Genomic DNA, 22,606 nt, shown 5'->3' on the forward strand with positions numbered 1-22,606 from the left:
AGATACCTCTTATTTTCTCACGGGCGAACAAACCCACCATCAGGTTCGGTCAGTTACTGCATCTTCTGAGATTTCATCATCATGGTGGTGGGTAGCCTCATACGCATCGGCAAACCAGTTTTTCTCCAGGAAGAACCAAAGCACCAGGCCAACTCCCAACCCCCAGGCAGCCCCTTGTACCGCGAGCACAGCACCCACGATGACAGCAACCCCACGTTCTAGATTGGTTTGACGGTCAAGCATTTCGATCGCCAGGTATCCACACAGGTAACCCTGAATCAGCAGTGTCAAAGCCATGCCGATGTTCAGGCCCGGTTTGAACAGAGTCACAACCGGAACCAACACAATGGCAATGGTCATACCCCAGTAAAGGCTTGTTGCACCACCCCAATAGCTATCCATTACCTTGCGAGGGTTGTTCATATAACGGTTAATCACCAGGGCTTGACCACCAGTCCAGGCCGGCCCCGACAAGCTGATGAAAGGCGCAAAAATGGCGTGTACAAAATTACGAATACCGACAATGATGCTATTGCGGCGGGGGCTGAATACCAGTTTCTCATCTTTGCGTACGGCATCCGCGTTTTTGAACAGAGAGTCCATCACCAGGATATCGCCAAAAGCAATGATGTAAGCAGCCAGGGCCAGAGGGATAGCATCAATGAAGTATTGAAGTGGCGGCATGCCCAACCCGAACACACTGTAGTCCTGAAGGATGGTGCCCATTGGGATCGTAGTGAATCCCCACTCAATGACCGGAGCATCTACCTCACCGATGATGATGCCAAATACATAGGCAACCAGAAATGGCACTGCTATCCCATACTGGGCGACAAATCTGAAAAAACCGTAGCGGGCACGCAGTGGGCCAGCCGTTTCAGAGAACAGCATAAAGAACCCGAGCACAGCACCCGTCAGAATGGTAATCGGCATGGTCCACACCCGACCATCAGCACCGAATTCGCCCATGATGGCAGAGATACCAGCGCCAATCAGGATTCCTGACTTCAATGAGGCCGGCATTTTTCTGACCAGAGCATCAGCGCCTTTGAATACTCCGAGCCCGAGGAAGATCACCGCAACCGTTATCTGCAATGCAATTAATGCCAATATTCTGGCTTCTCCCTCTGGGTAGCCCGTCAGGAATGCGATATAGAGCGGAATACCCGCCGTTATCCAGCCGGCAACTGTTGGATCACCGAAATGTGTATGAACCAGATAAAGCATGTTGTTGAGCAGAACAAAAGCCACTGCGATCTCGAATGGAATCCCCAGGACCGAAGTCATCAGTGCCGTGATACTCAACGGGACAACACACAATATGGCGCCCTGAAGTATGTCGGGTATCTCAATTTTGTAGTGCACGAAGGGTACGCGAAACTTCAACGCGCCCAACATAGACGGCTGTTCACCGCCGGTTGGTCTTTTATGTAAGGACATTGTTTTTGTTCTCCATCCAAGGAAGTTTGGGAATACAGCCAAGGAGATTCCCACCCTGACCAAATACTAGGCACTAACACCCGTACAAGCAATGGTTTTTACTTGGTTTTAGGGGTATTTTTTACCAACCATTCAAAACTAGATTAACAGGCACTTAAATTTTGTAGAATTTCCAGTTAGTTAGACCCAAACCAGCTTCAATAAGGAAGGGTGAATTGGATCGATTGGCATCCATTGCGTATTCCGGCAAACGTGACCGGTCATTCCGGGGATCGTGACCGATTTGTACACGGCCATCACGCTGGAGTCGGTTTTGTACTCTGAGCGGTCACGATGGGCCGGAATATGCACCCGCACCAACATGAGCCGGCGTACGTTCACCCGCCACTTTCAGAAGGCAACGGGCAAGAGGTTTGGCGAATGCGCCTGACACTCCAGGCAACCCGAAAAGCCACATAGCTTGGCTACAGCCACTAATCCGTGCCTTTGTCCTGCAACTCATCCATCAACCAGTTCCTGAATGCCTCCATGCCTTTGGTGAGCGGCCGGTGTTTCCGGTAAACCAGGTAAAAGGCTTTCTTGGTATCGAGCGGGATATCAAAAGGCACCACCAGTTTGCCGGATTCGATTTCCCGGGAGATCAGGGTCTGGTCTGCCAGGGCCACGCCGAGATTCTCCTGGGCCGCTGCAGTAGTCAACTGGCTGCTGGATAACTGCATGGAGCCTTTGGGGGTAATAAATTCAACCCCGGCCTTCTTCAGCCAGTTATCCCACTCCCAGGTTCGCTTGCTCACGTAGATTAACGTGTGATTGGCCAAGTCTGCGGGCTTCTCAAGCGGTGGCCCGGTCTGCAAGAGGCCAGGGCCGCACACGGGCACCAGCATTACTTTACGCAGAAACTCCACTTCAATGTCGTCCCACTCGCCATTCCCGTAGTAAACCGCCATGTCTGTGCTGGTCCGATTGAAATCCAGTAACCCCATAGACGCATTGATCTGCAATTCGACATCCGGAAATAACGCGCGAAACCGGGACATCCGCGGCATCAACCACCGGATGAGGAAATTGGGCGCTACGCTGATCTGCACCACGCTGGCACCCTGGGTCGCCGAGAGCCGTTGCGTTGCCATTTCGATCTCATCGAATGCGTGCTTTACAGACGCCAGGTACTGCTCCCCCTGAGGGGTCAGAGTCACTTTTCGGTTGCTCCGATGGAACAGCTCTACACCTAAAAAATTCTCAAGCGTCTTAACCTGGTGACTGACCGCTGACGGAGTGACGAACAATTCCTCCGAAGCCCCTGAAAAACTTAGGCTTCTTGCTGAAGCCTCGAACATCTTCAAGGCATTTAAAGGTGGAAGTCGACGCATAGGGGCAAACCCTTATCATGAATTTTTCTCAGCATTGCGCTTAGAATTTATCGCTTTTTGATCGGCCTGGAAGCTCGTAGCATAAGCACCATACAAATTGCCAGTTACCCTCAGGAGGCACCATTATGAATCAGCAAGACAGCAACATCGTTACCCAGGCAGAAGTCGACCACTATATCGCCCTGGCGACCGAATACCGCAACCAGTACATCAAAGAGCAGTTCAGCCAACTGGTAAAAAACATTAAAGAGCGCTTTCATGGCATGGCGGCTCGGGTATCTACCAGCCACTAATTATCCTGGGCACATCCGAGTAGCCTCCCGGTGTGTCCTGTGCAGCGGGCGGCCAGTACGCTAGGCAATCTTTTGCCGGCGCACCCAGGCCGCCCGAAGCACTTCCGCGATCATCCCCGCAAGAAGCCCGAACACCGGGTCAGCCCATACTGTGACCAGCGCGGTTACGCCTATCACGGGCCAGCATGACGGCCTGGCTGTCCACAGACGTTTCGACGACGCCAGCTCTACAGCAGCAACCAACAGCAGGGCTCCCAGACCTGCCGCGGGAATGGCCGCAATCACCGAAAGCCCTCCCGGCATCAAAGCCACCAGCAACAGCCCTGCTCCCAGCAAGACGGGTGCCACACCGGTTCTGGCACCGAAGCGATAGTGCGCCGCCAGCCCCCCGGCTCCGTGGCACATAGGCAAGGCACCGAAGGGCACCAGGCAGAGGTTGGCCAGGCCGGTGCTTAACGACAGGCGCGCCGGCGAGACGCGATGAGCCTGTTCTCCGAAATAGTCTCCCGCCAATAAGGCGGTTAGCAGGATTGCGTTTGTTAATGTCAGGGCTAACTGTGGCAGCGCCAATACCGAAAACCCTTGCTGCCAGTCACTCAGGCCCGGCAGTTCGGGCCAGTGGAATGCAACTGAATCCGGCATCGCCAGCGAAAGCCCCGGCGACCCTGTTACTGCGCCAACGGCCAAAGACACCGCCAACCCGATCAGCGTTGCCGGCCAGGCAGGTAACCGCCACAGAATAAAGACCAGCACCAGCAACGTGGCCAGACCCGCCAGCCAGGACGTCGCCATCAAACCCAGGCTCATGCCAGCCAGCAAGAGCCCCAGCCCCAGCTGAAGGCCGCTCAGTATCGATCCCGGAACCAGCCGAGCCACTCGGTTGATCCATCCGCTCCCCCCTAACAGCAACATGATGGCACCGATCAGAATACCACTGGCCACCAGGCTTTCGTGGCTTACCTGGGTGGTCAGCAGTAATGCGGCAACCGCTTTCATCGGCTGTACCGGGATCGGCAGGCGATAATATAACCCGGTCGCAATGTAAAACACCGCAAACCCCAGCAGCACCGGCACCGGCGCAAGCCCGGCAACCGCAATCGCGCCAAGGTTCAGGGGCAGCAGCGTGCCGATATCGCCTAGCGCGCCGCTGACCTCTCTTACCCAATCTTTTCGGGTTGTAAGCATGCTGGCTCCTGTTCCACCCGTCTCTCTAACCTGGCAACTCGTCAGGCGTTATAAACCACTCGCCCCAATTCACGGATATCATAGCCACCCAGTGCATCGGCCCGTTGGGCAAAACGCTCACTGCCGGCAAAGGCCAGCAGCTGCTGCATGGCCGGCTCAAAATAGTGGCGACGGCGCATGGCCAGGTCGAAATGTTCCTGTTGCAGCGGAATAAACGCCAGCCCCTGCCGGCGTGCCGCCGCTTCAATGCCAATGCCGATATCCGCCTCACCCTGCCGGATAGCTAACGCAAGATCATCCTCACTGAGTGACGGGTGCGAAGCCCAGCCGAGTTGCTCTGCATCGATTCGATGGCGGGCAAGCAGGCTCTGCAACAAATGGCTGACACCGGCATCGGGCTGGCGGTGGGCAACCCGAATACCAGGGCGGGCGATATCTTCCAACCGTGCAAGTTTATGGGGATTATCGGCAGCCAGGAGCAGCCCCTGTTGTCGTTTCGCCCACCGGATCAGCACCAGGTCACGCATCCCGCCCAGCCCCAGTGTAGCCGGGTCGTTGTACCGCTGGCTTTCGGCATGCCAGATATGCATACCGGCAAGCAGCGCCCGCCCGTTAATCAGCCGCTGCACCCCATCGCCACTGCCCTGGCACAACAACGCCAGTTCCGCGCCGCTTTCCTTCACGGCCCACTCCAGTAGCGGATCCTGGCTACCGGCCAGAACCGGCGGCGTGGGCGCGCTGACAGCGTCGTCCCCTTCCAGGTGGTTCATCAACCACAGGTCAATACGCTGGCGCGGAAACAGCAGCTTTCCGGTCACCCGCACACAGGGAATCACGCCCTGACTGACCAGGTCGTAGATTTTACGCTCCTTCAGGCGCAGGTACTCTGCAGCCTCGGCCGTGGTGAGGTAAGTGGGAAGGGGCATCGCTTTCTCCTGGCATCTGGCAAAGCACCAGACTGCGTATAGCTGCATATTCTTCAGAAGCCTGTGCAAAGCGTAGTTATAAACGCCACGATGCTCAAACAATAAGGAGACGCAGCTTTGGAAAATAATGCGTTCTATGTGGCGCTTTCGCTACTGATCAACTTCGACGCCGCGCTGTTTCAGATCGTGATGCTGTCCCTGCAGGTGTCGCTTATGGCGGTACTGATCGCCGCCGTACTCGGATTTCCGCTTGGCGCCGCGGTGGCACTTTGGCGATTCCCCGGGCGTGGCGGCGTCATCGTCCTGCTCAATGGCCTGATGGGGCTGCCTCCGGTCGTGGCCGGGCTCATGGTGTACTTGCTGCTCTCCCGTGCCGGCCCACTGGGTGAGTTCGGGTTTCTGTTCACCCCCGGTGCCATGGTTATTGCCCAGGTGGTGCTGGTGTTGCCGATCCTCGCCGCACTTTCGCGCCAGAAGGTAGAGGAAATGCTGGGCGAATACCGGGAGCAGTTCGTGTCTCTGGGTATGTCTCGGGCCCGCATGATGCCCACCCTGTTATGGGATGCCCGCTTTGCCCTGTTAACCGTGCTGCTGGCCGGTTTCGGCCGCGCCAGTGCCGAAGTGGGCGCGGTGATGATGGTGGGCGGCAACATCGACGGGGTAACCCGGGTGATGACCACCGCCATCGTGCTGGAAACCGGCAAGGGCAACCTGCCTCTGGCGCTGGGGCTGGGCATTGTGCTGCTGACCCTGGTGATGCTGATTAACGCGGGCGCCTACATGGTGGGCGAGCTCACCCGGAGGCGGACGGGATGACGTCACTGAACGCATCACACATTACTTCCTCGGCCCTCACTCCTCCGCCGGCCCTGAAGTTTGAGGGTGTAACTTTCGGCCATGAAGACAAGGTGCTGCTTGGCCCTTGCTCCTTCACGCTGGATGGCATCGGCCCTACCCTGGTGATGGGGCCCAATGGAGCCGGCAAAAGCTTGCTGCTGCGGCTGGCCCACGGGCTGCTCACGCCCAGCGAGGGGAAAGTGTCGTGGTCCGGTGGCACACCCCCGCGCCAGGCCATGGTGTTCCAGCAACCGGTTTTGTTGCGTCGCTCCGCAGTGGCAAACCTTATTCACGCACTGGCTGTAAATAATGTGCCCCGCAGGGAGCGCACGAAACTCGCGCTTAACGCCCTGGAACGCTTTGGCCTGGCCGCCTGCGCGAAGACACCGGCACGGGTGCTCTCCGGTGGCCAGCAACAGCGCCTGACGCTGGCCCGGGCGTGGGTACTTTCGCCCCAGGTGCTGTTCCTGGATGAGCCCACATCGGCGCTCGACCCGGCGGCAATCAAAGCGGTCGAAACCGCCGTGCGGGATTTCCACCAGCGGGGCACGCGAATTGTGATGACCACCCACGATATCCACCAGGCCCGGCGACTTGCCGGAGATGTCCTGTTTCTCTCTGGCGGAAAAGTTCGTGAGCATACCCCTGCCGAAGCCTTTTTCAACAGGCCGGTTTCCCGGGAGGCGCAAGCGTTTGTTGCCGGAGAACTGGTTGAGTAACTGCCCCAAGGAATGCCCCAATCCCAAGAAGGAGAATACAAGATGAAAAAAACCCTGAACCTGGTACTCGCAGGTGTAACCGCCATGGGCCTGGCACTCAGTGCCCAGGCAGATGACTACATTACCCTGGCGTCAACAACCTCCACCGAGAACTCGGGGCTATTCGATTCAATCTTGCCGAAGTTTGAAGACGCCACAGGCATTGAGGTGCGGGTAGTGGCAGTAGGTACCGGCCAAGCCTTTGAGCTGGCCCGCCGGGGCGATGCCGACAGCCTGCTGGTGCACGACACCGCCGGCGAAGAGCGGTTTATCCAGGAAGGCAACGCCACTGAACGCGCCGATGTCATGTATAACGACTTCGTGCTGATCGGCCCGAAAGACGATCCCGCCAATGTCCGGGCCGCAAAAACCGCCGCTGAAGCCTTTGCCGCAATAGCCGAAGCCCAGGCGCCATTCACTTCGCGCGGGGATGACAGCGGCACCAATCGTGCCGAGCTGCGCCTTTGGGAGAACGCCGGCGTTGAGCCGGATGGCGAATGGTATCGCGAGCTTGGCAGTGGCATGGGCCCCACGCTGAACACCGCTGCCGCCATGGATGCCTATGTCATGTCAGACCGGGCCACCTGGGTGGCCTTCGGCAACCGCCAGAACCTGACCCTGGTCTTTGAAGGCGACGATGTGCTGTTCAACCAGTATGGCAGCCTGTTGCTGTCCGAAGAAAAGCACCCTCACCTCAAGCACGACCTGGCCACCAAGTGGCACAACTGGTTGATTTCAGAAGACGGCCAGCAGGCCATTGCCGACTTCAAGGTGAATGGAGAGCAGCTGTTTTTCCCGAACGCCAAATAGGCTAATCTCTGGCAATCTATGTAGAGGCTGCGTTCTGCAGCCTCCATAAGACGGCCAGAGCAAAATGACGATTGATTCCATCCTTCCAGATCCTCAAGACCCCCGGCTGTCCCGTTCAGTCGAGGGCGTTGACGAAACCGGTCAACCGAAGTCGATCAGTGTTATCGAAGAACGCCCCCTGACCATCTACCTGAACAGCCAGGAGATCGTTACGGCCATGACCATCGGCGATCACCCGGAATACCTCGCTCTTGGCTTTTTACTCAATCAGGGCATGCTGAAAGCAACCGACCAGGTTACCGGCATTGATTACGACGAAGAACTGGAAGTGGCCGTGGTTCGCACCGCCGGCACCACAGCCGTCGAAGACAAGCTGGAGAAGAAAACCCGCACTTCCGGCTGCGCTGTGGGCACTGTGTTTGGTGACATGATGGCCGGCCTTGAAGGCCTGGCACTGCCTGATACCCCGGTGCACACCAGCACCTTCTACGACCTTTCGTACCAGATTAACCACACCCCCAGCCTGTACATGGAAACCGGCGCCATTCACGGTACTGCGCTATGCCAGGGCCGCCAGATCCTGGCCTATATGGAAGACGTGGGACGCCATAATGCCGTCGACAAGATCGCAGGCTGGATGTATATCAACGGCATTACGGCAGCTGACAAGGTACTCTATACAACCGGCCGCCTGACATCCGAGATGGTGATCAAGACTTCCCTGATGGGCATTCCGACGTTGATCAGCCGGTCCGGCTTCACTGCTTGGGGCGTGGACATTGCCCGTCAGGTCGGGCTGACCCTGATCGGGCGGATGCGAGGCAAGAAGTTCACCTGCCTCAGTGGCCAGCACCGACTGGTGTTCGACCAGGACCTTTCACAGGTGCCGGATGAAGACAAAAAAATGCGTCGAAAAGGGGCTGAACATGAGTAAGTGCGCCGTCATCCTGGCCGGCGGCCAGGCCAACCGCATGGGCGGTGTTGATAAAGGCCGGTTGATGCTGGGCGATCAGTCCCTGATCCAACGGGTTATCGGCCGAATTACGCCGCAGGTAGACGCTGTGGTGCTAAATGCCAATGGCGACCTGGGCCGCTTCGATGATCTGGGCTTGCCCGTGGTCGCCGACTCTATACCGGATTACGCCGGGCCCCTGGCCGGCATTCTGGCAGGCATGGACTGGGCCGCTGAACAGGGCCATGACTGGCTGTTCAGCGTGGCGGCAGACACGCCGTCATTTCCCCTCGACCTGGTCGAACGCCTGTCCGGCATCGACGCTCCGGTGGTACTGGCGGCAACTCCGGACCCGGAGCGTGGCCGGATACCCCAGCCAACCTTTGGCCGCTGGGATGTTTCGCTGCGGAACGACCTGAGGGCGGCGCTGAACGACGGCGTACGCAAAATCCGCCAGTGGACGCTGGCCCATGCTGAGTCGCTGGTAATGTTCGATGAGGTCGACTTTTTCAACATCAACACACCGGAAGACCTGGCCTGGGCGGAGCAGCACCTGAAATGAACGTGATCGGCTTCGTAGGCTGGAAGAATTCTGGCAAGACCACCCTGGCCAGCGCAGTGATTCGAGAGTTGTCCGGTCGGGGACTGGCCGTTAGCTCAATCAAGCACGCCCATCACCTGGTGGATGTGGACCAACCCGGCACCGACAGCTACAAGCACCGGGAGGCCGGCGCACAAGAGGTCATCCTGGCGGGCGGCCAGCGCTTTGCGATCATGCATGAACTCCGGGGCGCCAGGGAGCCGACCCTGGACGAGTTGCTAACCCGGCTGGGCCCCTGCGATTGGGTTGTGGTAGAAGGTTTCAAAACCCACTCTCACCCCAAAATCGAGGTGCACCGAAAGGACAGCACCCGCGCCGCCCTGTATCACGAGAACTCCAGCATCGTTGCCGTCGTGGCAGACTATGCTGCGGACTTCCAAGGCCCGGTTTTCGACATCAACGATGTCTCCGGAATCGCTGACTTTATCCTGAAGCGTGAACCGTCATGAGCAGCAGCGCCAATCAAGAAAGCACCGTAAAACCACTTCGTAACGACTGCTTTGCCCTGCCTCCCGGCGTGAACTGGACGCCGGTCGACGAGGCCCTGGAGCGTTTGCGATCCCGTTTGCACCCGGTGGTGGGCATAGAGCGCGAGGTTCCACTGTCGCATCTGAACGGCCGCATACTGGCCGCAGACGTTTTTGCGCCACGGGCCCACCCGCCCAGCAACAATTCCGCGGTTGATGGCTATGCGTTTGCCGGCCCCCTGACCGAAGTGCCGTGCTCACTGCCGCTGGTAGACGGCCGCAGCGCCGCCGGCGAACCCTATAGGGAACAGGTTCCCGCAGGCCATGCCATCCGCATCCTCACCGGAGCAGTCATGCCGGCAGGCACAGACACGGTAGTGTTGGAAGAAGACTGCGAAGTCATCAATGGCCAGTTGCACCTGAACGGCACACTGAAGGCAGGCGCCAACCGGCGCCTGGCCGGAGAGGATATCCAGGTGCAGGACCGGATTCTCAACGCCGGTACCCGCCTGACCCCCACCCAGATTTCCGTACTCGCCAGCGTGGGCGTGGAATCCGTTGACGTTTACCAGCGCCTGCGGGTTGGCGTGCTGTCGACCGGCGATGAAGTAAAGCCCGTTGGCGCCCCGGTCACTGGCTGGCAGATATACGATGCCAACCGCCCGATGCTGAGTTCGATGATCACGCAGCTAGGCTATGAACTGGTCGACCTGGGCCATGTGCTGGACCGGCCTGACGCTGTGAAAGAGGCGCTGGAGCGCGGCGCGGAACAGTGCGACCTGATCCTCACCAGCGGTGGCGTTTCTGCCGGGGATGAAGACCACGTGTCGAAAACCCTGAAAGCCCATGGCGAGATCAGCAACTGGCGCATTGCCATCAAGCCGGGCCGCCCCCTGGCGCTGGCCATGTTCAAGGGCACACCCGTGGTGGGCCTGCCGGGCAACCCGGTTGCCGCCTGGGTTTGTGCATTGCGCTTTGGCGTGCCGGCCATGGCACTGATGGCCGGGGCGGAATGGTTTGAGCCCCAGGGTTACGTCATCCCGGCCAACTTTTCCAAGAACAAGAAACCGGGGCGCAGCGAGATGTTGCGCGCCCGGGTTCGTGACGGAAAGGTTGAGGTATTCGGTTCCGAAGGCTCCGGTCGGGTCACCGGCCTGGCCTGGTCTGAGGGCATGGTCGAGCTGGACGAAAGCGCCCGGCAGATCGAACCGGGCACCCCGGTAAAGTTCATTCCCTACGGCAGCTTCGGTCTGTAATCAATCGACGCTGCCGTGCACCGCAAAGGCCTCCAGCGAGGCATCCTGCGGGGCCCGGGAGCGGTAGGTTTCCTCAACTCCCAGATCGGTCAGCCGGCGGCTGACCATCAGCAGGGTATTGTCTTCGAAGTCCTCGCACATGGTGCGCATCTGGTCGATTTCTTCACAGGCCACGGGGTAAGCTGAATCAATATCCGGCGCACCGTAGATCTCGACAAAGGTTTGCGCCAGGGTCCGGCGTAACTGCTCCAGTTCCGCTTCGGTGATGTTGCACACACCCACAAAACTGGCCCGGCCACCAGATTCAATGCTGTACCAGCCGTTACTGAAGGCCTGGCGGGCCTTGCCCTTCAGGTCTGCTTCGGTCCAGTTGGAAAACTCGAAGCCGCCGGAAATGGCCCACTCACCACTGGGGGCCGGGTTTTCAAAGACATTTTCATCGGATACATCCAGCCTCAGGGTTCGTGCCAGCTTCATACATGCTCCGCGAATTCAATCAAGCTCACTGTTTCGGTCATCACACCCTCCCGCAGCAGCATCCGGCCTTTTTCATCCAGCCCGACAAACAGCCCGGGCTTCGGATACTCGATCGTTTTACCCAGGGTGTCGCAGCGGGGCCGCCATTCGTTGTGTACCCGCTCGAACCCGCTGTCCAGGAAGTAGGTCAGCCATAACAGGGTGTGTTTGGACCAGCTTTCCAGCAACGCCATGGGCGTGATATCCACACAGCCTTCCTCGTGCAGGCAGGTTTCATTCGGGTTGGCACCTGGCTCACCGCCTGCCGGGGTAAAGGGCACATCAATGCCAATCACCAGCCAGTTAGGGAAGGCTTTCGGGTCGGATACGTCCGCCGCAAAGCGGACGCTGCCACAGACAGCACCGTTCACCTTGATACGATCGGGCCACTGGAAATGTACCGGCACTTCCGGTGGGGCCAGGGCGCCGAGGCTCTCGGCCAGGCCGACCTGGGCCACGTAGACGGCCTGGATGGCTTCTTCCAAAGGCGTCTCCGGTGCCAGCACCAGGGCCGCATGCAGCGTGTCTGGGCCCTCCGAGTAGAACACCGTACCCGAATCGACTCCAGCAACGGCCCGGCTGACCGCCTTGGCAAACGGATCCATGTGTCTGGGCACCGCTTCGCCCGTGAGCAACGGTGGGAACTGGGGTGACTGCATCATCGGATGGCCCGGGCGTAGACGTCAGAGGCGATGATTTCATCGGCAATGCGCTGGAAGGCTTTTGCCTGTGGGCTCTCTGGCTTGGAGACCACGATCGGCACACCGCCGTCCGACCCCAGCCGGATATCCAGGTCCAGCGGGATCTCTCCAAGGAAAGGCGCGCCAAGCTTTTCGGCCTCGGCCCGGGCACCGCCGTGCCCGAACGGGTGGTGCTCCTTGCCGCAACCGTCACAGATAAACGACGCCATGTTCTCGATCAAACCGAACAGAGGCACGTCCATGCGCTGGAACATGTCGATGCCCTTGCGTGCATCCATCAGGGCGATGTCCTGGGGCGTGGAGACCACCACGGCGCCGGCCACAAAGAATTTCTGGCTCAGGGTCATCTGCACGTCACCGGTCCCCGGGGGCAGGTCCACCAGCAGAACGTCCAGCCGGCCCCACTCCACCTGGTTCATCATCTGTTGCAGGGCACCCATCAGCATGGGGCCACGCCAGACGATGGCTTCGTCTTCCGGAGCCATCAAGCCCAGGGACATCAGGGTGACCCCATGATTGCGCAGCGGCAGGATGGTATGGCCATCGGGGCTGGACGGGCGGCCTGAAACACCCAGCATGCGGGGCTGGCTGGGGCCGTAGACGTCGGCATCCAGGAGCCCGACTTTCAGGTCTTTCGAGGCCAGCGCAACCGCCAGGTTCGATGCCACTGTGGACTTGCCCACGCCGCCCTTACCCGAGGCAATGGCAATAATCCGGTCAACGCCTCTCGGGTTCTTGTCCTGCGGCCGCGGCGCGTCGGTGCCAATCAGGTTGTCTTTTCCTACTTCGGTGTATTGAACCATGTTACTTCCCGTTTAGTGTTCAGCTGTCCCGATAGTCGTCACTGGTGCGAACCCGGGGGCGCTCACCGCCCGCCATGGGGGCGTTGTTGCCATGGTACTGGGCCTTGACCCGGCAGTCGTCGCACATTTTGATCAGCTGAACATTATCAGACTTGGTGTACATCCAGTGCTGGTTCTCCAGCTTTTCAACAATCCGGTTAATGGTGCTGGCAACACCAAACGGCTTTCCACACTGGATGCACTCGAAGGGTTCCTCGCCATGCAACGCCCGGGGGCTCAGCGCATCCTTCGACAGATCCAGCCGGGGTTTCAGTGTAATGGCCGTCTCGGGGCAGGTACTCTGGCAGATGCCACACTGGACGCAGGCGTTTTCGGTAAAGCGGACTTCTGGCCGATCAGGGTGATCGCCCAGGGCCCCGGTCGGACACAACGACACACAGGCCAGGCAGAGCGTGCATTTGTCGGAATCAATCTCGATGGCGCCATAGGGTGCGCCGGCCGGCAGCGGAATCGGCGCTTCGATGTTATCTGCCATCGCGTTGGCCGTTACCCGGGTGATATCACGGCGCCCGCCCACCAGCAGCACCGGTTCACTCACCCGCCCGGCGTTGTCGCCGGCGGCGCAGAGTTCGATGGCTTCGATAACCCGGACCCGGCCGGGAGAGTTCCGGGTGCCCGTCAGCATGGCCTGAGCCAGTTCAACTTCCGCTGCAACCGCCCGGCGGTCGATCTCATTGTCCGGCAGGATCAGCACTTCCGCGTAACCGGCACCGAAGGCTGCCATGATTTCGGCATGGCCAACCCGGTCGATGTGCTCCAGGCCGAGCGGGATCAGATCGTCTGCCAGGCCATCGTCGTAACGGGCCAGGTAGGCAATCGCCTCAGCGCCGGCGTCCAGGGTGTGAAACACCAGCCTCGGGGCCTCGCCAGTGTGCTCGCGATAAACCCGGGCCATCACCTCCAGGTTTCGTGTGATGGCTTCGAAGGAGGTCTCGTTCATGGTGATCGCAGAGGTCGGGCAGACCGCCGCGCAGGAGCCGCAACCGGCACAGATATCCGAGTCGATCTGGATATGGTCACCGGCAGAGAAAATGGCCTCGGTGCAGCATACGTCCAGGCAACGGGTACAACCCGGCTGATTGGCCCGGGAATGGGCGCACAGGGATTCTTCCAGCCGGAAGTACACGGTCTTCTCGAACTCGCCCACCAACTCCCTTGCGTTCAGGGCAATGCGCTCAAGCTCCCCGGCCTTGGCCGGGTCGGCCCAGAAATAGCCGTTACGTTTCTCGTGGCTGGGGAATGCCGGGCCCATGCCGCGCAGGTCGATAAAGATGTCACATTCACTGTGGGCGGTGGCTTTCGCCTCGCCGTAACCGGGCTCGCCTCGGCCGGCGGGATTCATCATCTGCAGGCCGGAAAACTCCAGCTTGAAGTTGCCCAGTGCGCCATAGGCACCGGTCAGCTTGCCCTTCGCCACGTCATAGGCCGCCGAGGGCAGTTGTACCGGCCCCGCATCATTAACGATACAGGTAACGCCGAGTTCGTCCTGCACCAGTTCGGCCATGCGTATGGCCTGCTCGGTGGGGCCGACAACGCAGCATACGCCGCTGGAACGGATGGTTTTCACCGGTGCCATGGGCGCCGGTAACTGAGCCGCGGCCATCAGCGCTGCCTGCTTGGCATGGAGGCGTTTCGGATTAGCCTGCGGCGCACTCCATCCGGCGCGATCCCGGATATCGAGGGTGCTCAGGGGCGCGGAATGCTGAATCTCCGCCTGTATATCCTCGCCCAGGCGCTCGAACAGAGCCGCCTGCTGGCCACAGGCAATAAGGACTTCGTTTGCGCCACTCAGGTGCTCCGCAGCGGTTTTCATGTCTGTGCCGCACAGCTGGTCCACCACGATGACCTGCTCGGCTGCCGCGGCCGCCTGCAGTGCCTTCGGATCAAAGCTCTGTGTTTTGTCACAGGTGCATAACAGTAGGGTCTTGTGTGCCGTCATCAGGAATTTGGCTCTTTTCGTTGCTTTTCTGCGTATACAGATTAATTCTGACTTTCGAGCATGCCACAGGCTTTTACGTAAGGACAATTGGATAATTGTTTGTGTCCTGCTAGCTTAGGGCTATGACAAAACGAGAATTCCCATGAGCAGTCGTACAGAGCATTGGAAACGTGAGTTACAGGTGGGGGCCGTTGTACGCCGTACCCCGGGGATAACCCGCTGGGCGAAGGACATCTGGAAGCCCGTGGCGGTGATACCCGGCGCTCCGGAGGCGTTCTGGAAAGAGCTGGTTCGCGAGGGCGAAGTGGTCGATTACCACGCGGGCACGGTCACCATGGAGTTGTTCCGCGCGGATGTGGAGGGCTACCTGGTCTCCCTGAATATGGCCGTGCCTTCCGTCTGGATTGTCATGGACAAGGACCAGACCGGCCAGTCCCCGTCTGGCTGGGTGGTCAGCACTGTTACCGCCAGTGCCCATGAGGCGCTGGATTCCCTGGATAGTGGCGAAAGCATTGTCGAACCGGTTCCGATTCCCGAGTCCCTGGCGGCCTGGATCAAGGAATTTATCGACATGCACTACATCGAGGAGCCCTTCAAGAAACGCCGTCGCAATGAGGTTGCTGTCGACACCGTAGAAGACGGCAAGGGCGACCCCCGGATTCGCCAGGAAAGCGACGTTTACCGCGCCCCCTCCAATATCAAGAAGCCGAGGGTTCACTGATGGCTGAGTCACGTCTTCAGCGCTGGGCGCGCAAAAAGGCCGAAGCGGGCAAACCGGCCGAACCTGTTCCTCCCCAAAGCAATGACCCCGAGCCTTCACCCGAGGAACAGGAGCTCGCCCTCAATGAAGCCCTGCCCGAGCAGGAGGTGCTGGCGAAGTACCACCTGCCCGATCCGGACACCCTTGAACTGGGTGCGGACATCACCGGCTTCATGCGTAAAGAGATTCCGGAATTACTGCGCCGCAAGGCCCTGCGGGCATTGTGGAAAACCAACCCGGTACTGGCGGTGCTGGACGGCCTGAATGACTACGATGAAGACTACACGGATGCCGCCCTCGCCACCAAAACCGTAAATACCCTGTATAAGGTGGGACAGGGCATGTTCGATAAGAACGCCCGCCGTGAAGAACAGGGCGACACTCAGATCGAGCCCCAGGCGAGTTCTCCAAACGTGATTCCCCCGGCCCCGAAACAGGCGCCCCCTGTGAGCGCTGACCATGAACCGGCGCCCGACACCCCTGTGACAGCTTCAGCAGCGCCTTATCCGGCCGAGCCGGCCTCTTCTGACACCCAGGAAGAGTGGGAACCACGCTACAGGCCGAGAATGCGTTTCGAATCCTGAAGGCCGGAAGTATCATTGCACCGGATACAGGTTAGGGCTATAACTTACAAATGACTGTCTAAAAGTCGTACAAAACCCGAAGGAAAGAGACTTGTCTGATACCGCTGTACTTCAATGCCCCCGCTCGATCACTGGCGAAGACCGCGCCCGGGCCCAGATCTATCAATTACTGGCTGTATTGTTAAGCAGCCCGCCTTCGGACGAGCTGCTTAAAGGGCTGGCGTCCTTGCAGGGTGACGACACACCTCTGGGTTCCGCCTACAAAAATCTGGCCGCCCTTGCCCAACGTACTACGGCCGTCGACGCCGAGCAGGAGTTCAACAACCTGTTCATTGGCGTGGGCCGGGGTGAGCTGTTGCCCTATGCCAGTTATTACCTGACCGGCTTCCTGAACGAGAAACCGCTGGCCGACCTGCGCACCGACCTGATGGCCCGGGGAGTGAAGGTCAGCGACGACGTGAAAGAACCGGAAGATCACATCGGCACCCTATGCGAAATCATGGCGGGCATTATCACCGGCGAGTTCGCCTGCGACAGCGATGTGTCATCACAGAAAGCTTTTTTTGACGCCCACATGGCAAAGTGGGCGGCGTTGTTTTTTACGGATCTGGAAGAAGCGCAAAGCTCAGTCCTCTACGCTCCGGTCGGCTCGCTGGGCCGGGCCTTCATGGCGGTAGAGGCGGATGCCTTTGCAATTCAATAACCGGGATCTGCCCGATCCCTTAACTCAGGTGGAGGAGTCCGATGGACAGCCCGAAGCGTGAAAACAGTCGGCGCCGTTTCCTGCAACTGGCCGCATCCGCAGCACCCGCTGCTGTTGCCATGGCCGTTGCACCGAACGCTGCAGCCGGGGTGGCAACAGACGCCCCGAAAAGCAGCGGTCTGCGCGACACTGAACACACTCGCAAGTATTTCGAATCGGCTCGCTTTTAAGGATGCGTGAATCATTCAAGGTTGCGTGACGCTCTTGGATGATCACACCTCCGGAAAAACGAGAATAAAAAGAGAGAGGTAGGTGACATGTTACGGAAGAAGACCAACGGGGTTGCGAAAGGCCCCCGTAAAGGATCTTTACTTTCATCCCTCGCTGCCAAGACTATGGACCGTCGTAGTTTTCTGGCGGCTTCCGGTGTAACGGTGGGAGGCCTGGCGGCCTTATCACTGACATCGGGCCGGGTTCAGGCTGCAACCCCATCAACCGAAGGTGGGGAAATGGTGCTTAAAAAGTCTGTATGCACCCATTGCTCGGTAGGCTGCACCGTGATTGCCGAGGTACAGAATGGCACCTGGGTCGGGCAGGAGCCCGGATGGGACAGCCCGTTCAACCTGGGCTCACACTGCGCCAAAGGCGCTTCTGTGCGGGAGCACGCCCACGGCGAACGGCGTCTGAAGTACCCCATGAAAATGGTCAACGGCCAGTGGCAGAAGATTTCCTGGGATACGGCCATTAACGAAATCGGCGACAAGATGCTGCAGATCCGTGAGGAAAGCGGCCCTGATTCCGTCTACTGGCTGGGCAGTGCGAAATTCAGCAACGAGCAGGCCTATCTGTTCCGTAAGTTTGCGGCCTACTGGGGCACCAATAACGTCGACCACCAGGCCCGAATCTGCCACTCCACCACCGTCGCCGGTGTAGCCAACACCTGGGGCTACGGTGCGATGACCAACTCGTACAACGACATCCACAATTCCAAGGCCATTTTCATTATCGGGGGCAACCCGGCCGAGGCGCATCCGGTGTCCCTGCTGCACGTCCTGAAAGCCAAGGAAGAGAACAACGCACCGCTTATCGTGTGTGACCCGCGCTTCACCCGCACAGCCGCCCATGCCGACGAGTATGTGCGTTTCCGCCCGGGCACTGACGTAGCGCTGGTCTGGGGTATTCTCTGGCACATCTTCGAAAACCGCTGGGAAGACAAGGAATTCATCCGTACCCGCGTATACGGCATGGAGCAGATTCGCGAAGAGGTCAAACGCTGGAACCCAGAGGAAGTCGAGCGGGTAACCGGCACCCCCGGCGCACAGCTGGAACGTGTCGCCCGCACCCTGGTCAATAACCGTCCGGGCACGGTGATCTGGTGTATGGGGGGTACCCAGCACTCCAACGGTAACAACAACACCCGCGCTTACAGCATCCTGCAACTGGCACTGGGCAACATGGGTGTCGCTGGCGGCGGTACCAATATTTTCCGTGGCCACGACAACGTTCAGGGCGCTACCGACCTCGGCGTACTGGCAGATACCCTGCCCGGCTACTATGGCCTGGCGGCTGGTTCATGGGCCCACTGGGCGCGGGTCTGGGAAGAAGACATCGATTGGCTGAAAGGCCGCTTTGCCACCCTGGACAGGAATGGCAAAACCAAACCCATGATGAACGAGAAAGGTATCCCGGTTTCCCGCTGGATTGATGGTGTCCTGGAAGCCAAGGAAAACCTCGAGCAGCCTGACAACACACGGGCCATGGTGCTGTGGGGCCACGCGCCCAACTCGCAGACCCGTATGCTCGAAATGAAAGAAGCGATGGAAAAACTGGACCTGCTGGTGGTTGTAGACCCGTTCCCGACCGTGTCGGCCGTGCTGCACGATCGCAAAGACGGTGCCTACCTGCTGCCGGCAACCACCCAGTTCGAAACCCGCGGTTCCGTTACCGCATCGAACCGTTCCCTGCAGTGGCGTGAAAAGGTCATCGAGCCGTTGTTCGACTCCAAGGTCGACCACGAGATCATGAAGCTGTTTTCGGACAAGTTTGGCTTCACAGACCGCATGTTTCGCAATATTGCTATTGAGGGCGACGAACCGGTGGTGGAAGACATCACCCATGAGTTCAACCGTGGCATGTGGACTATCGGCTATACCGGCCAATCGCCCGAGCGCCTGAAGAAACACATGGCCAACCAGCATCACTTCGACAAGACCACCCTGCGCGCAGTCGGTGGACCTTGCGATGGCGATATCTACGGTCTGCCATGGCCGTGCTGGGGTACGGCGGAAATGAACCACCCGGGAACACCGAACCTGTACGACATGTCGCTACCGGTGTCCAAGGGCGGCCTGACTTTCCGCGCCCGCTTCGGTGTTGAGCATAACGGCAATAACCTGTTGGCCGATGGCGTGTACTCCAAGGATTCCGACATTAAGGACGGCTACCCGGAGTTCACCATGCAGATGCTGATGGACCTGGGCTGGGATAAAGACCTCACAGCCGAGGAACGTGCCAGCATTGATGCGGTGGCAGGCCCCGAGACCAACTGGAAAACCGACCTGTCCGGCGGCATCCAGCGTGTGGCCATCAAGCACGAGTGCGCGCCCTTTGGTAACGCCAAGGCCCGTGCTATTGTCTGGAACTTCCCGGACCCTGTGCCTCTGCACCGTGAACCGCTTTACACCAATCGGCGCGATCTGGTCAAAGATTACCCAACCTACGCCGACAAGACCTTCTGGCGCGTGCCGACCCTGTATGAGTCCATTCAGAAGAAGGATTTCAGCAAGGACTTCCCCATCATTCTGACCTCCGGCCGTCTGGTTGAGTATGAAGGTGGTGGTGAAGAAACCCGCTCGAATCCCTGGCTGGCGGAACTGCAGCAGGATATGTTCATCGAAATAAACCCGCGTGATGCCAATAACCTGAACATCCGTGACGGTAAAGACGTCTGGGTTTCCGGCCCGGAGGGCGCGCGCATCAGGGTCAAGGCCATGGTGACCGAAAGGGTTGGCGAAGGTGTTGCCTTCATGCCTTTCCACTTCGGCGGGCACCTGGAAGGAAAGGACCTGAGGGACAAATACCCGAAGGGTTCCGATCCTTACGTACTGGGTGAATCCACTAACACCGTTCAGACATACGGGTACGACTCGGTCACGCAGATGCAAGAGACCAAGTGCACCCTGTGTGCGATCGAACCAGCATAACAAGAGGTGTAGACCATGGCACTTGAAGGACAAGCAAGAGCAAAATTCCTTTGCGACGCCGAGCGCTGCATCGAATGTAATGCCTGCGTAACGGCCTGTAAAAACGAGCACGAAGTCCCCTGGGGCATCAACCGTCGCCGAGTGGTAACCATCGAAGATGGCAAGCCGGGCGAGCGGTCGATCTCGGTAGCTTGCATGCACTGTTCAGACGCGCCCTGTATGGCGGTTTGTCCGGTGGACTGCTTCTACCAGACCGAGGACGGCATCGTGCTGCATTCCAAGGACCTGTGTATCGGTTGTGGCTATTGTTTCTACGCCTGCCCGTTCGGTGCGCCCCAGTTCCCGCAAGCGGGCAACTTTGGCAGCCGCGGCAAGATGGACAAATGCACCTTCTGTGCAGGCGGTCCTGAGGAAGACAATTCCGCAGCCGAATTCACCAAGTACGGCCGCAACCGTATTGCGGAAGGCAAACTGCCGATCTGTGCGGAAATGTGCTCGACCAAAGCCCTGCTTGCCGGTGACGGCAACGAGGTGGCGGACATCTATCGCCAGCGCGTGGTGAACCGTGGTTTCGGTTCCGGCGCCTGGGGATGGGGCACAGCCTACGAGAAGAAAGGTGCATAAGCTGATCTGAACGAAGTTCCGGAGCTCCCCGAGCTCCGGAACTTCTTCAGCCACAACGCCTTCTTGTTGATTCCGCTGGAGTACTCTGATGAACAAACGTCTGTTGGGTGCCGCCGCCCTTGTGCTGGCGTCACTGATATTCAACCCTGCCTGGGCGCAAGAGGGCCCGGAGGTTGACCGCACAGCAACCGGGGGTGCCCAGACCCTCGAAGATATCATGCGCCGCCAGGAGCAGCAGAAACTGGACGACAGTTTCCGGTCCGAAAATCTGGGCAATCCTGAGAAGGCGGCACCAATCACAGAACAGCTGGGAACACGGGGCGGCGTCTCGGATGCCGACACCTGGCGCGCGATTCGCTATAACCAGATCGACCCCACCGTGCAGTCTCCGGGCCCGGCCAATGGCGTCATGATCCAGGACGGGGGCATCAGTTGGTACAAACTGCGGGAAGGACCCATCATCACCTGGGGCGGTGGTGCCCTGCTGGGGATCATCGTGCTGCTCGTGGTGTTCTACTTTGTGCGTGGCAAAATCATGATTGATGGCGGCCCTGCGGGCACGACCATTGAACGATTCAAAGCCATAGAGCGGTTTGGTCACTGGCTGCTGGCCGGCTCGTTCATAGCCCTGGGCGTAACGGGGCTGCTGACCTTGATGGGCCGCAGTTTCCTGATCCCGGTGATCGGGCTCGATGCCTTTTCGACCCTCGCAGTCGGTTCAAAGTGGCTTCACAACAACATTGCCTGGGCATTCATGCTCGGCCTGGTTATGACATTTGTGATGTGGGTAGCGCATAACATACCTGACAAACTAGATTGGCAGTGGATCAAGGCGGGGGGCGGCATCTTCACCAAGGGCCATCCATCGGCCAGGAAATTCAACGCAGGCCAGAAGGTCGTTTTCTGGACCGTGATGCTGCTGGGTGTGTCTGTCTCGCTTTCCGGATTATCCCTGCTGTTCCCGTTCCAGATGCCTCTTTTCGGCGACACCTTCGGTGTCATCAACAGCATTCTGGGCACAGGCCTGCCAACAGAGCTGACACCACACGAGGAAATGCAATATGCCAACATCTGGCATTCGATCGTGGCATTCGTGATGATGCTGGCCATCATCGCCCATATCTATATCGGCACTGTGGGTATGGAAGGCGCATTCGATGCGATGGGTAGCGGCCAGGTTGACCTGGAATGGGCTCGCCAGCACCACGACCTCTGGGTAGAAGAGGAAGAGGCCAAACAAGGCAAAGGAGGATCATCATGAAGGTAATGATTTCCGCATTTGTCGTAGCATTGATCATAGCCTCGCTCGCCCCGGTTGTTCTGAACCAGTTCGGCTGGTCTTCAGCGGAACAGGGCAGCAGTGAGAGTGTACGACTTGACTGATCAAACCGAGGTATACCAGATCGATGCCGTCGGCTTGGTATGCCCCCTCCCTATTCTCCGCTTCAAGAAACGCACCCAGGGGTTACCCAGCGGGACCCAGGTCGAGTTCCTGGCCGATGACCCCAGTGGCCGTAAGGACATGCAGGCGCTGTGCGATATCACAGGGCACCGGATTGAATGGATTCGCGAGGAGGAGGCCGGCGTGCTCCGCTATCGGATTTGCCTGGCTTAGAGAGAATGCCTTTGGATTCTTTCTGCAGACTTTCATTTTTCCCAGACCTGAAATGAAAAAAACCCCGGCAGCAACGCTGTCGGGGGTTTTGGTATTAAGAGCCTGACGATGACCTACTCTCACATGGGCGAACCACACTACCATCGGCGCTGGTCTGTTTCACGTCTGAGTTCGGGATGGGATCAGGTGGTTCCAGACCGCTA

General features: G+C 58.9%; 25 protein-coding genes and 1 rRNA gene. 17 read left to right on the forward strand and 9 right to left on the reverse strand.

The annotated features are described in order from the left end of the window. Positions 1-39 precede the first annotated feature (39 nt). Positions 40-1,440, reverse strand: coding sequence for a hypothetical protein (locus tag AC13DJ_RS10115; RefSeq protein WP_482934058.1), 1,401 nt, complete (start codon positions 1,438-1,440; stop codon positions 40-42). A gap of 473 nt (positions 1,441-1,913) precedes the next feature. Next, positions 1,914-2,810: a transcriptional regulator GcvA gene (gcvA, locus tag AC13DJ_RS10120; RefSeq protein ID WP_482934059.1), complete on the reverse strand. Its 897-nt coding sequence runs from the start codon at positions 2,808-2,810 to the stop codon at positions 1,914-1,916. A gap of 125 nt (positions 2,811-2,935) precedes the next feature. On the opposite strand from gcvA, the gene AC13DJ_RS10125 reads away from it, so the two are divergent. Continuing rightward, complete coding sequence (locus AC13DJ_RS10125; protein ID WP_286815499.1) at positions 2,936-3,103, forward strand: RSP_7527 family protein; 168 nt, start codon at positions 2,936-2,938, stop codon at positions 3,101-3,103. A 60-nt stretch (positions 3,104-3,163) separates the two neighbouring features. Here AC13DJ_RS10125 and AC13DJ_RS10130 read toward each other — a convergent pair whose 3' ends face one another. Both AC13DJ_RS10130 and AC13DJ_RS10135 read right to left on the reverse strand, forming a co-directional pair. Beyond that, on the reverse strand, positions 3,164-4,288 hold the full coding sequence (locus tag AC13DJ_RS10130) for a molybdate transporter family protein (RefSeq protein ID WP_482934060.1): 1,125 nt from the start codon (positions 4,286-4,288) through the stop codon (positions 3,164-3,166). Between the two features lie 41 nt (positions 4,289-4,329). Continuing rightward, positions 4,330-5,214: a substrate-binding domain-containing protein gene (locus tag AC13DJ_RS10135; RefSeq protein ID WP_482934061.1), complete on the reverse strand. Its 885-nt coding sequence runs from the start codon at positions 5,212-5,214 to the stop codon at positions 4,330-4,332. 117 nt (positions 5,215-5,331) lie between these two features. On the opposite strand from AC13DJ_RS10135, the gene AC13DJ_RS10140 reads away from it, so the two are divergent. From AC13DJ_RS10140 to AC13DJ_RS10170, 7 genes are all read left to right on the forward strand, one after another. Continuing rightward, positions 5,332-6,030, forward strand: a complete 699-nt coding sequence (locus AC13DJ_RS10140; protein WP_199456047.1) for an ABC transporter permease — start codon at positions 5,332-5,334, stop codon at positions 6,028-6,030. Then, positions 6,027-6,770 (forward strand): ATP-binding cassette domain-containing protein, encoded by a 744-nt coding sequence (locus tag AC13DJ_RS10145; protein ID WP_288373645.1) that lies wholly within the window; start codon positions 6,027-6,029, stop codon positions 6,768-6,770. Before AC13DJ_RS10140 ends, AC13DJ_RS10145 begins: the two co-directional genes overlap by 4 nt. A gap of 42 nt (positions 6,771-6,812) precedes the next feature. After that, positions 6,813-7,619, forward strand: a complete 807-nt coding sequence (locus tag AC13DJ_RS10150; protein WP_474544100.1) for an ABC transporter substrate-binding protein — start codon at positions 6,813-6,815, stop codon at positions 7,617-7,619. A 64-nt stretch (positions 7,620-7,683) separates the two neighbouring features. Next, a complete protein-coding gene (locus AC13DJ_RS10155; RefSeq protein WP_482934062.1) occupies positions 7,684-8,553 on the forward strand; it encodes a formate dehydrogenase accessory sulfurtransferase FdhD in 870 nt (289 codons plus the stop codon). Next, positions 8,546-9,133 (forward strand): molybdenum cofactor guanylyltransferase MobA, encoded by a 588-nt coding sequence (gene mobA, locus AC13DJ_RS10160; RefSeq protein ID WP_482934063.1) that lies wholly within the window; start codon positions 8,546-8,548, stop codon positions 9,131-9,133. The genes AC13DJ_RS10155 and mobA overlap by 8 nt, the downstream gene beginning before the upstream one ends. Then, positions 9,130-9,621, forward strand: a complete 492-nt coding sequence (gene mobB, locus AC13DJ_RS10165; RefSeq protein ID WP_482934064.1) for a molybdopterin-guanine dinucleotide biosynthesis protein B — start codon at positions 9,130-9,132, stop codon at positions 9,619-9,621. The genes mobA and mobB overlap by 4 nt, the downstream gene beginning before the upstream one ends. Continuing rightward, entirely contained in the window at positions 9,618-10,895 is a 1,278-nt protein-coding gene (locus AC13DJ_RS10170; protein ID WP_482934065.1) for a molybdopterin-binding protein, read from the forward strand. The genes mobB and AC13DJ_RS10170 overlap by 4 nt, the downstream gene beginning before the upstream one ends. Here AC13DJ_RS10170 and AC13DJ_RS10175 read toward each other — a convergent pair whose 3' ends face one another. Genes AC13DJ_RS10175 through AC13DJ_RS10190 form a run of 4 tightly spaced genes read right to left on the reverse strand, consistent with a single transcriptional unit; the run spans position 10,896 to position 14,914 of the window. After that, positions 10,896-11,372, reverse strand: a complete 477-nt coding sequence (locus tag AC13DJ_RS10175) for a DUF6505 family protein (protein WP_482934066.1) — start codon at positions 11,370-11,372, stop codon at positions 10,896-10,898. It abuts the gene before it with no gap. Beyond that, on the reverse strand, positions 11,369-12,073 hold the full coding sequence (locus AC13DJ_RS10180) for a biotin/lipoate--protein ligase family protein (protein ID WP_289103188.1): 705 nt from the start codon (positions 12,071-12,073) through the stop codon (positions 11,369-11,371). The genes AC13DJ_RS10175 and AC13DJ_RS10180 overlap by 4 nt, the downstream gene beginning before the upstream one ends. Then, positions 12,070-12,915 carry an Mrp/NBP35 family ATP-binding protein gene (locus tag AC13DJ_RS10185; RefSeq protein ID WP_232902918.1) on the reverse strand — a complete coding sequence of 282 codons (846 nt, stop codon included), beginning with the start codon at positions 12,913-12,915 and terminating at the stop codon, positions 12,070-12,072. The genes AC13DJ_RS10180 and AC13DJ_RS10185 overlap by 4 nt, the downstream gene beginning before the upstream one ends. Positions 12,916-12,934: 19 nt before the next feature. Beyond that, on the reverse strand, positions 12,935-14,914 hold the full coding sequence (locus AC13DJ_RS10190; RefSeq protein ID WP_482934067.1) for a 4Fe-4S binding protein: 1,980 nt from the start codon (positions 14,912-14,914) through the stop codon (positions 12,935-12,937). Between the two features lie 142 nt (positions 14,915-15,056). Between AC13DJ_RS10190 and AC13DJ_RS10195 the strand changes: the two genes are divergently transcribed. The 9 genes from AC13DJ_RS10195 to AC13DJ_RS10235 all read left to right on the forward strand — a co-directional run bounded on the left by AC13DJ_RS10195 (position 15,057) and on the right by AC13DJ_RS10235 (position 22,403). Further along, on the forward strand, positions 15,057-15,635 hold the full coding sequence (locus AC13DJ_RS10195) for a DUF3305 domain-containing protein (protein ID WP_199456036.1): 579 nt from the start codon (positions 15,057-15,059) through the stop codon (positions 15,633-15,635). Continuing rightward, complete coding sequence (locus AC13DJ_RS10200; RefSeq protein ID WP_482934068.1) at positions 15,635-16,258, forward strand: DUF3306 domain-containing protein; 624 nt, start codon at positions 15,635-15,637, stop codon at positions 16,256-16,258. Before AC13DJ_RS10195 ends, AC13DJ_RS10200 begins: the two co-directional genes overlap by 1 nt. A gap of 91 nt (positions 16,259-16,349) precedes the next feature. Then, complete coding sequence (locus tag AC13DJ_RS10205; RefSeq protein ID WP_474544095.1) at positions 16,350-16,961, forward strand: TorD/DmsD family molecular chaperone; 612 nt, start codon at positions 16,350-16,352, stop codon at positions 16,959-16,961. A gap of 41 nt (positions 16,962-17,002) precedes the next feature. Further along, on the forward strand, positions 17,003-17,191 hold the full coding sequence (locus AC13DJ_RS10210) for a hypothetical protein (RefSeq protein WP_199456033.1): 189 nt from the start codon (positions 17,003-17,005) through the stop codon (positions 17,189-17,191). Positions 17,192-17,356: 165 nt separating this feature from the next. Further along, entirely contained in the window at positions 17,357-20,164 is a 2,808-nt protein-coding gene (locus AC13DJ_RS10215) for a formate dehydrogenase subunit alpha (RefSeq protein ID WP_482934069.1), read from the forward strand. A 15-nt stretch (positions 20,165-20,179) separates the two neighbouring features. Further along, entirely contained in the window at positions 20,180-20,788 is a 609-nt protein-coding gene (gene fdh3B, locus AC13DJ_RS10220) for a formate dehydrogenase FDH3 subunit beta (RefSeq protein ID WP_036219858.1), read from the forward strand. A gap of 88 nt (positions 20,789-20,876) precedes the next feature. Continuing rightward, on the forward strand, positions 20,877-22,049 hold the full coding sequence (locus AC13DJ_RS10225; protein WP_288371917.1) for a formate dehydrogenase subunit gamma: 1,173 nt from the start codon (positions 20,877-20,879) through the stop codon (positions 22,047-22,049). Further along, the gene (locus tag AC13DJ_RS10230; protein ID WP_266096169.1) at positions 22,046-22,171 is read left to right on the forward strand and encodes a hypothetical protein; all 126 of its coding nucleotides are present in this window, start codon (positions 22,046-22,048) and stop codon (positions 22,169-22,171) included. Before AC13DJ_RS10225 ends, AC13DJ_RS10230 begins: the two co-directional genes overlap by 4 nt. Then, the gene (locus AC13DJ_RS10235) at positions 22,155-22,403 is read left to right on the forward strand and encodes a sulfurtransferase TusA family protein (protein WP_022989825.1); all 249 of its coding nucleotides are present in this window, start codon (positions 22,155-22,157) and stop codon (positions 22,401-22,403) included. Before AC13DJ_RS10230 ends, AC13DJ_RS10235 begins: the two co-directional genes overlap by 17 nt. 100 nt (positions 22,404-22,503) lie before the next feature. Here the strand turns inward: AC13DJ_RS10235 and rrf are convergent. Further along, positions 22,504-22,606, reverse strand: a 5S ribosomal RNA gene (gene rrf / locus AC13DJ_RS10240); the annotation flags it as partial.

This window comes from Marinobacter sp. L-46 (genome assembly GCF_056859535.1).

Bases quoted from the DNA above. Each gene is read 5' to 3' on its own strand.
- AC13DJ_RS10175 (WP_482934066.1), bottom strand. From the start codon at position 11,372: ATGAAGCTGGCACGAACCCTGAGGCTGGATGTATCCGATGAAAATGTC.
- AC13DJ_RS10135 (WP_482934061.1), bottom strand. From the start codon at position 5,214: ATGCCCCTTCCCACTTACCTCACCACGGCCGAGGCTGCAGAGTACCTG.
- AC13DJ_RS10195 (WP_199456036.1), top strand. From the start codon at position 15,057: ATGAGCAGTCGTACAGAGCATTGGAAACGTGAGTTACAGGTGGGGGCC.
- AC13DJ_RS10225 (WP_288371917.1), top strand. From the start codon at position 20,877: ATGAACAAACGTCTGTTGGGTGCCGCCGCCCTTGTGCTGGCGTCACTG.
- AC13DJ_RS10180 (WP_289103188.1), bottom strand. From the start codon at position 12,073: ATGATGCAGTCACCCCAGTTCCCACCGTTGCTCACGGGCGAAGCGGTG.
- AC13DJ_RS10125 (WP_286815499.1), top strand. From the start codon at position 2,936: ATGAATCAGCAAGACAGCAACATCGTTACCCAGGCAGAAGTCGACCAC.
- AC13DJ_RS10150 (WP_474544100.1), top strand. From the start codon at position 6,813: ATGAAAAAAACCCTGAACCTGGTACTCGCAGGTGTAACCGCCATGGGC.
- fdh3B (WP_036219858.1), top strand. From the start codon at position 20,180: ATGGCACTTGAAGGACAAGCAAGAGCAAAATTCCTTTGCGACGCCGAG.
- AC13DJ_RS10215 (WP_482934069.1), top strand. From the start codon at position 17,357: ATGGACCGTCGTAGTTTTCTGGCGGCTTCCGGTGTAACGGTGGGAGGC.
- AC13DJ_RS10190 (WP_482934067.1), bottom strand. From the start codon at position 14,914: ATGACGGCACACAAGACCCTACTGTTATGCACCTGTGACAAAACACAG.
- AC13DJ_RS10130 (WP_482934060.1), bottom strand. From the start codon at position 4,288: ATGCTTACAACCCGAAAAGATTGGGTAAGAGAGGTCAGCGGCGCGCTA.
- AC13DJ_RS10170 (WP_482934065.1), top strand. From the start codon at position 9,618: ATGAGCAGCAGCGCCAATCAAGAAAGCACCGTAAAACCACTTCGTAAC.
- AC13DJ_RS10155 (WP_482934062.1), top strand. From the start codon at position 7,684: ATGACGATTGATTCCATCCTTCCAGATCCTCAAGACCCCCGGCTGTCC.
- AC13DJ_RS10210 (WP_199456033.1), top strand. From the start codon at position 17,003: ATGGACAGCCCGAAGCGTGAAAACAGTCGGCGCCGTTTCCTGCAACTG.
- mobB (WP_482934064.1), top strand. From the start codon at position 9,130: ATGAACGTGATCGGCTTCGTAGGCTGGAAGAATTCTGGCAAGACCACC.
- mobA (WP_482934063.1), top strand. From the start codon at position 8,546: ATGAGTAAGTGCGCCGTCATCCTGGCCGGCGGCCAGGCCAACCGCATG.
- gcvA (WP_482934059.1), bottom strand. From the start codon at position 2,810: ATGCGTCGACTTCCACCTTTAAATGCCTTGAAGATGTTCGAGGCTTCA.
- AC13DJ_RS10185 (WP_232902918.1), bottom strand. From the start codon at position 12,915: ATGGTTCAATACACCGAAGTAGGAAAAGACAACCTGATTGGCACCGAC.
- AC13DJ_RS10200 (WP_482934068.1), top strand. From the start codon at position 15,635: ATGGCTGAGTCACGTCTTCAGCGCTGGGCGCGCAAAAAGGCCGAAGCG.
- AC13DJ_RS10145 (WP_288373645.1), top strand. From the start codon at position 6,027: ATGACGTCACTGAACGCATCACACATTACTTCCTCGGCCCTCACTCCT.
- AC13DJ_RS10115 (WP_482934058.1), bottom strand. From the start codon at position 1,440: ATGTCCTTACATAAAAGACCAACCGGCGGTGAACAGCCGTCTATGTTG.
- AC13DJ_RS10230 (WP_266096169.1), top strand. From the start codon at position 22,046: ATGAAGGTAATGATTTCCGCATTTGTCGTAGCATTGATCATAGCCTCG.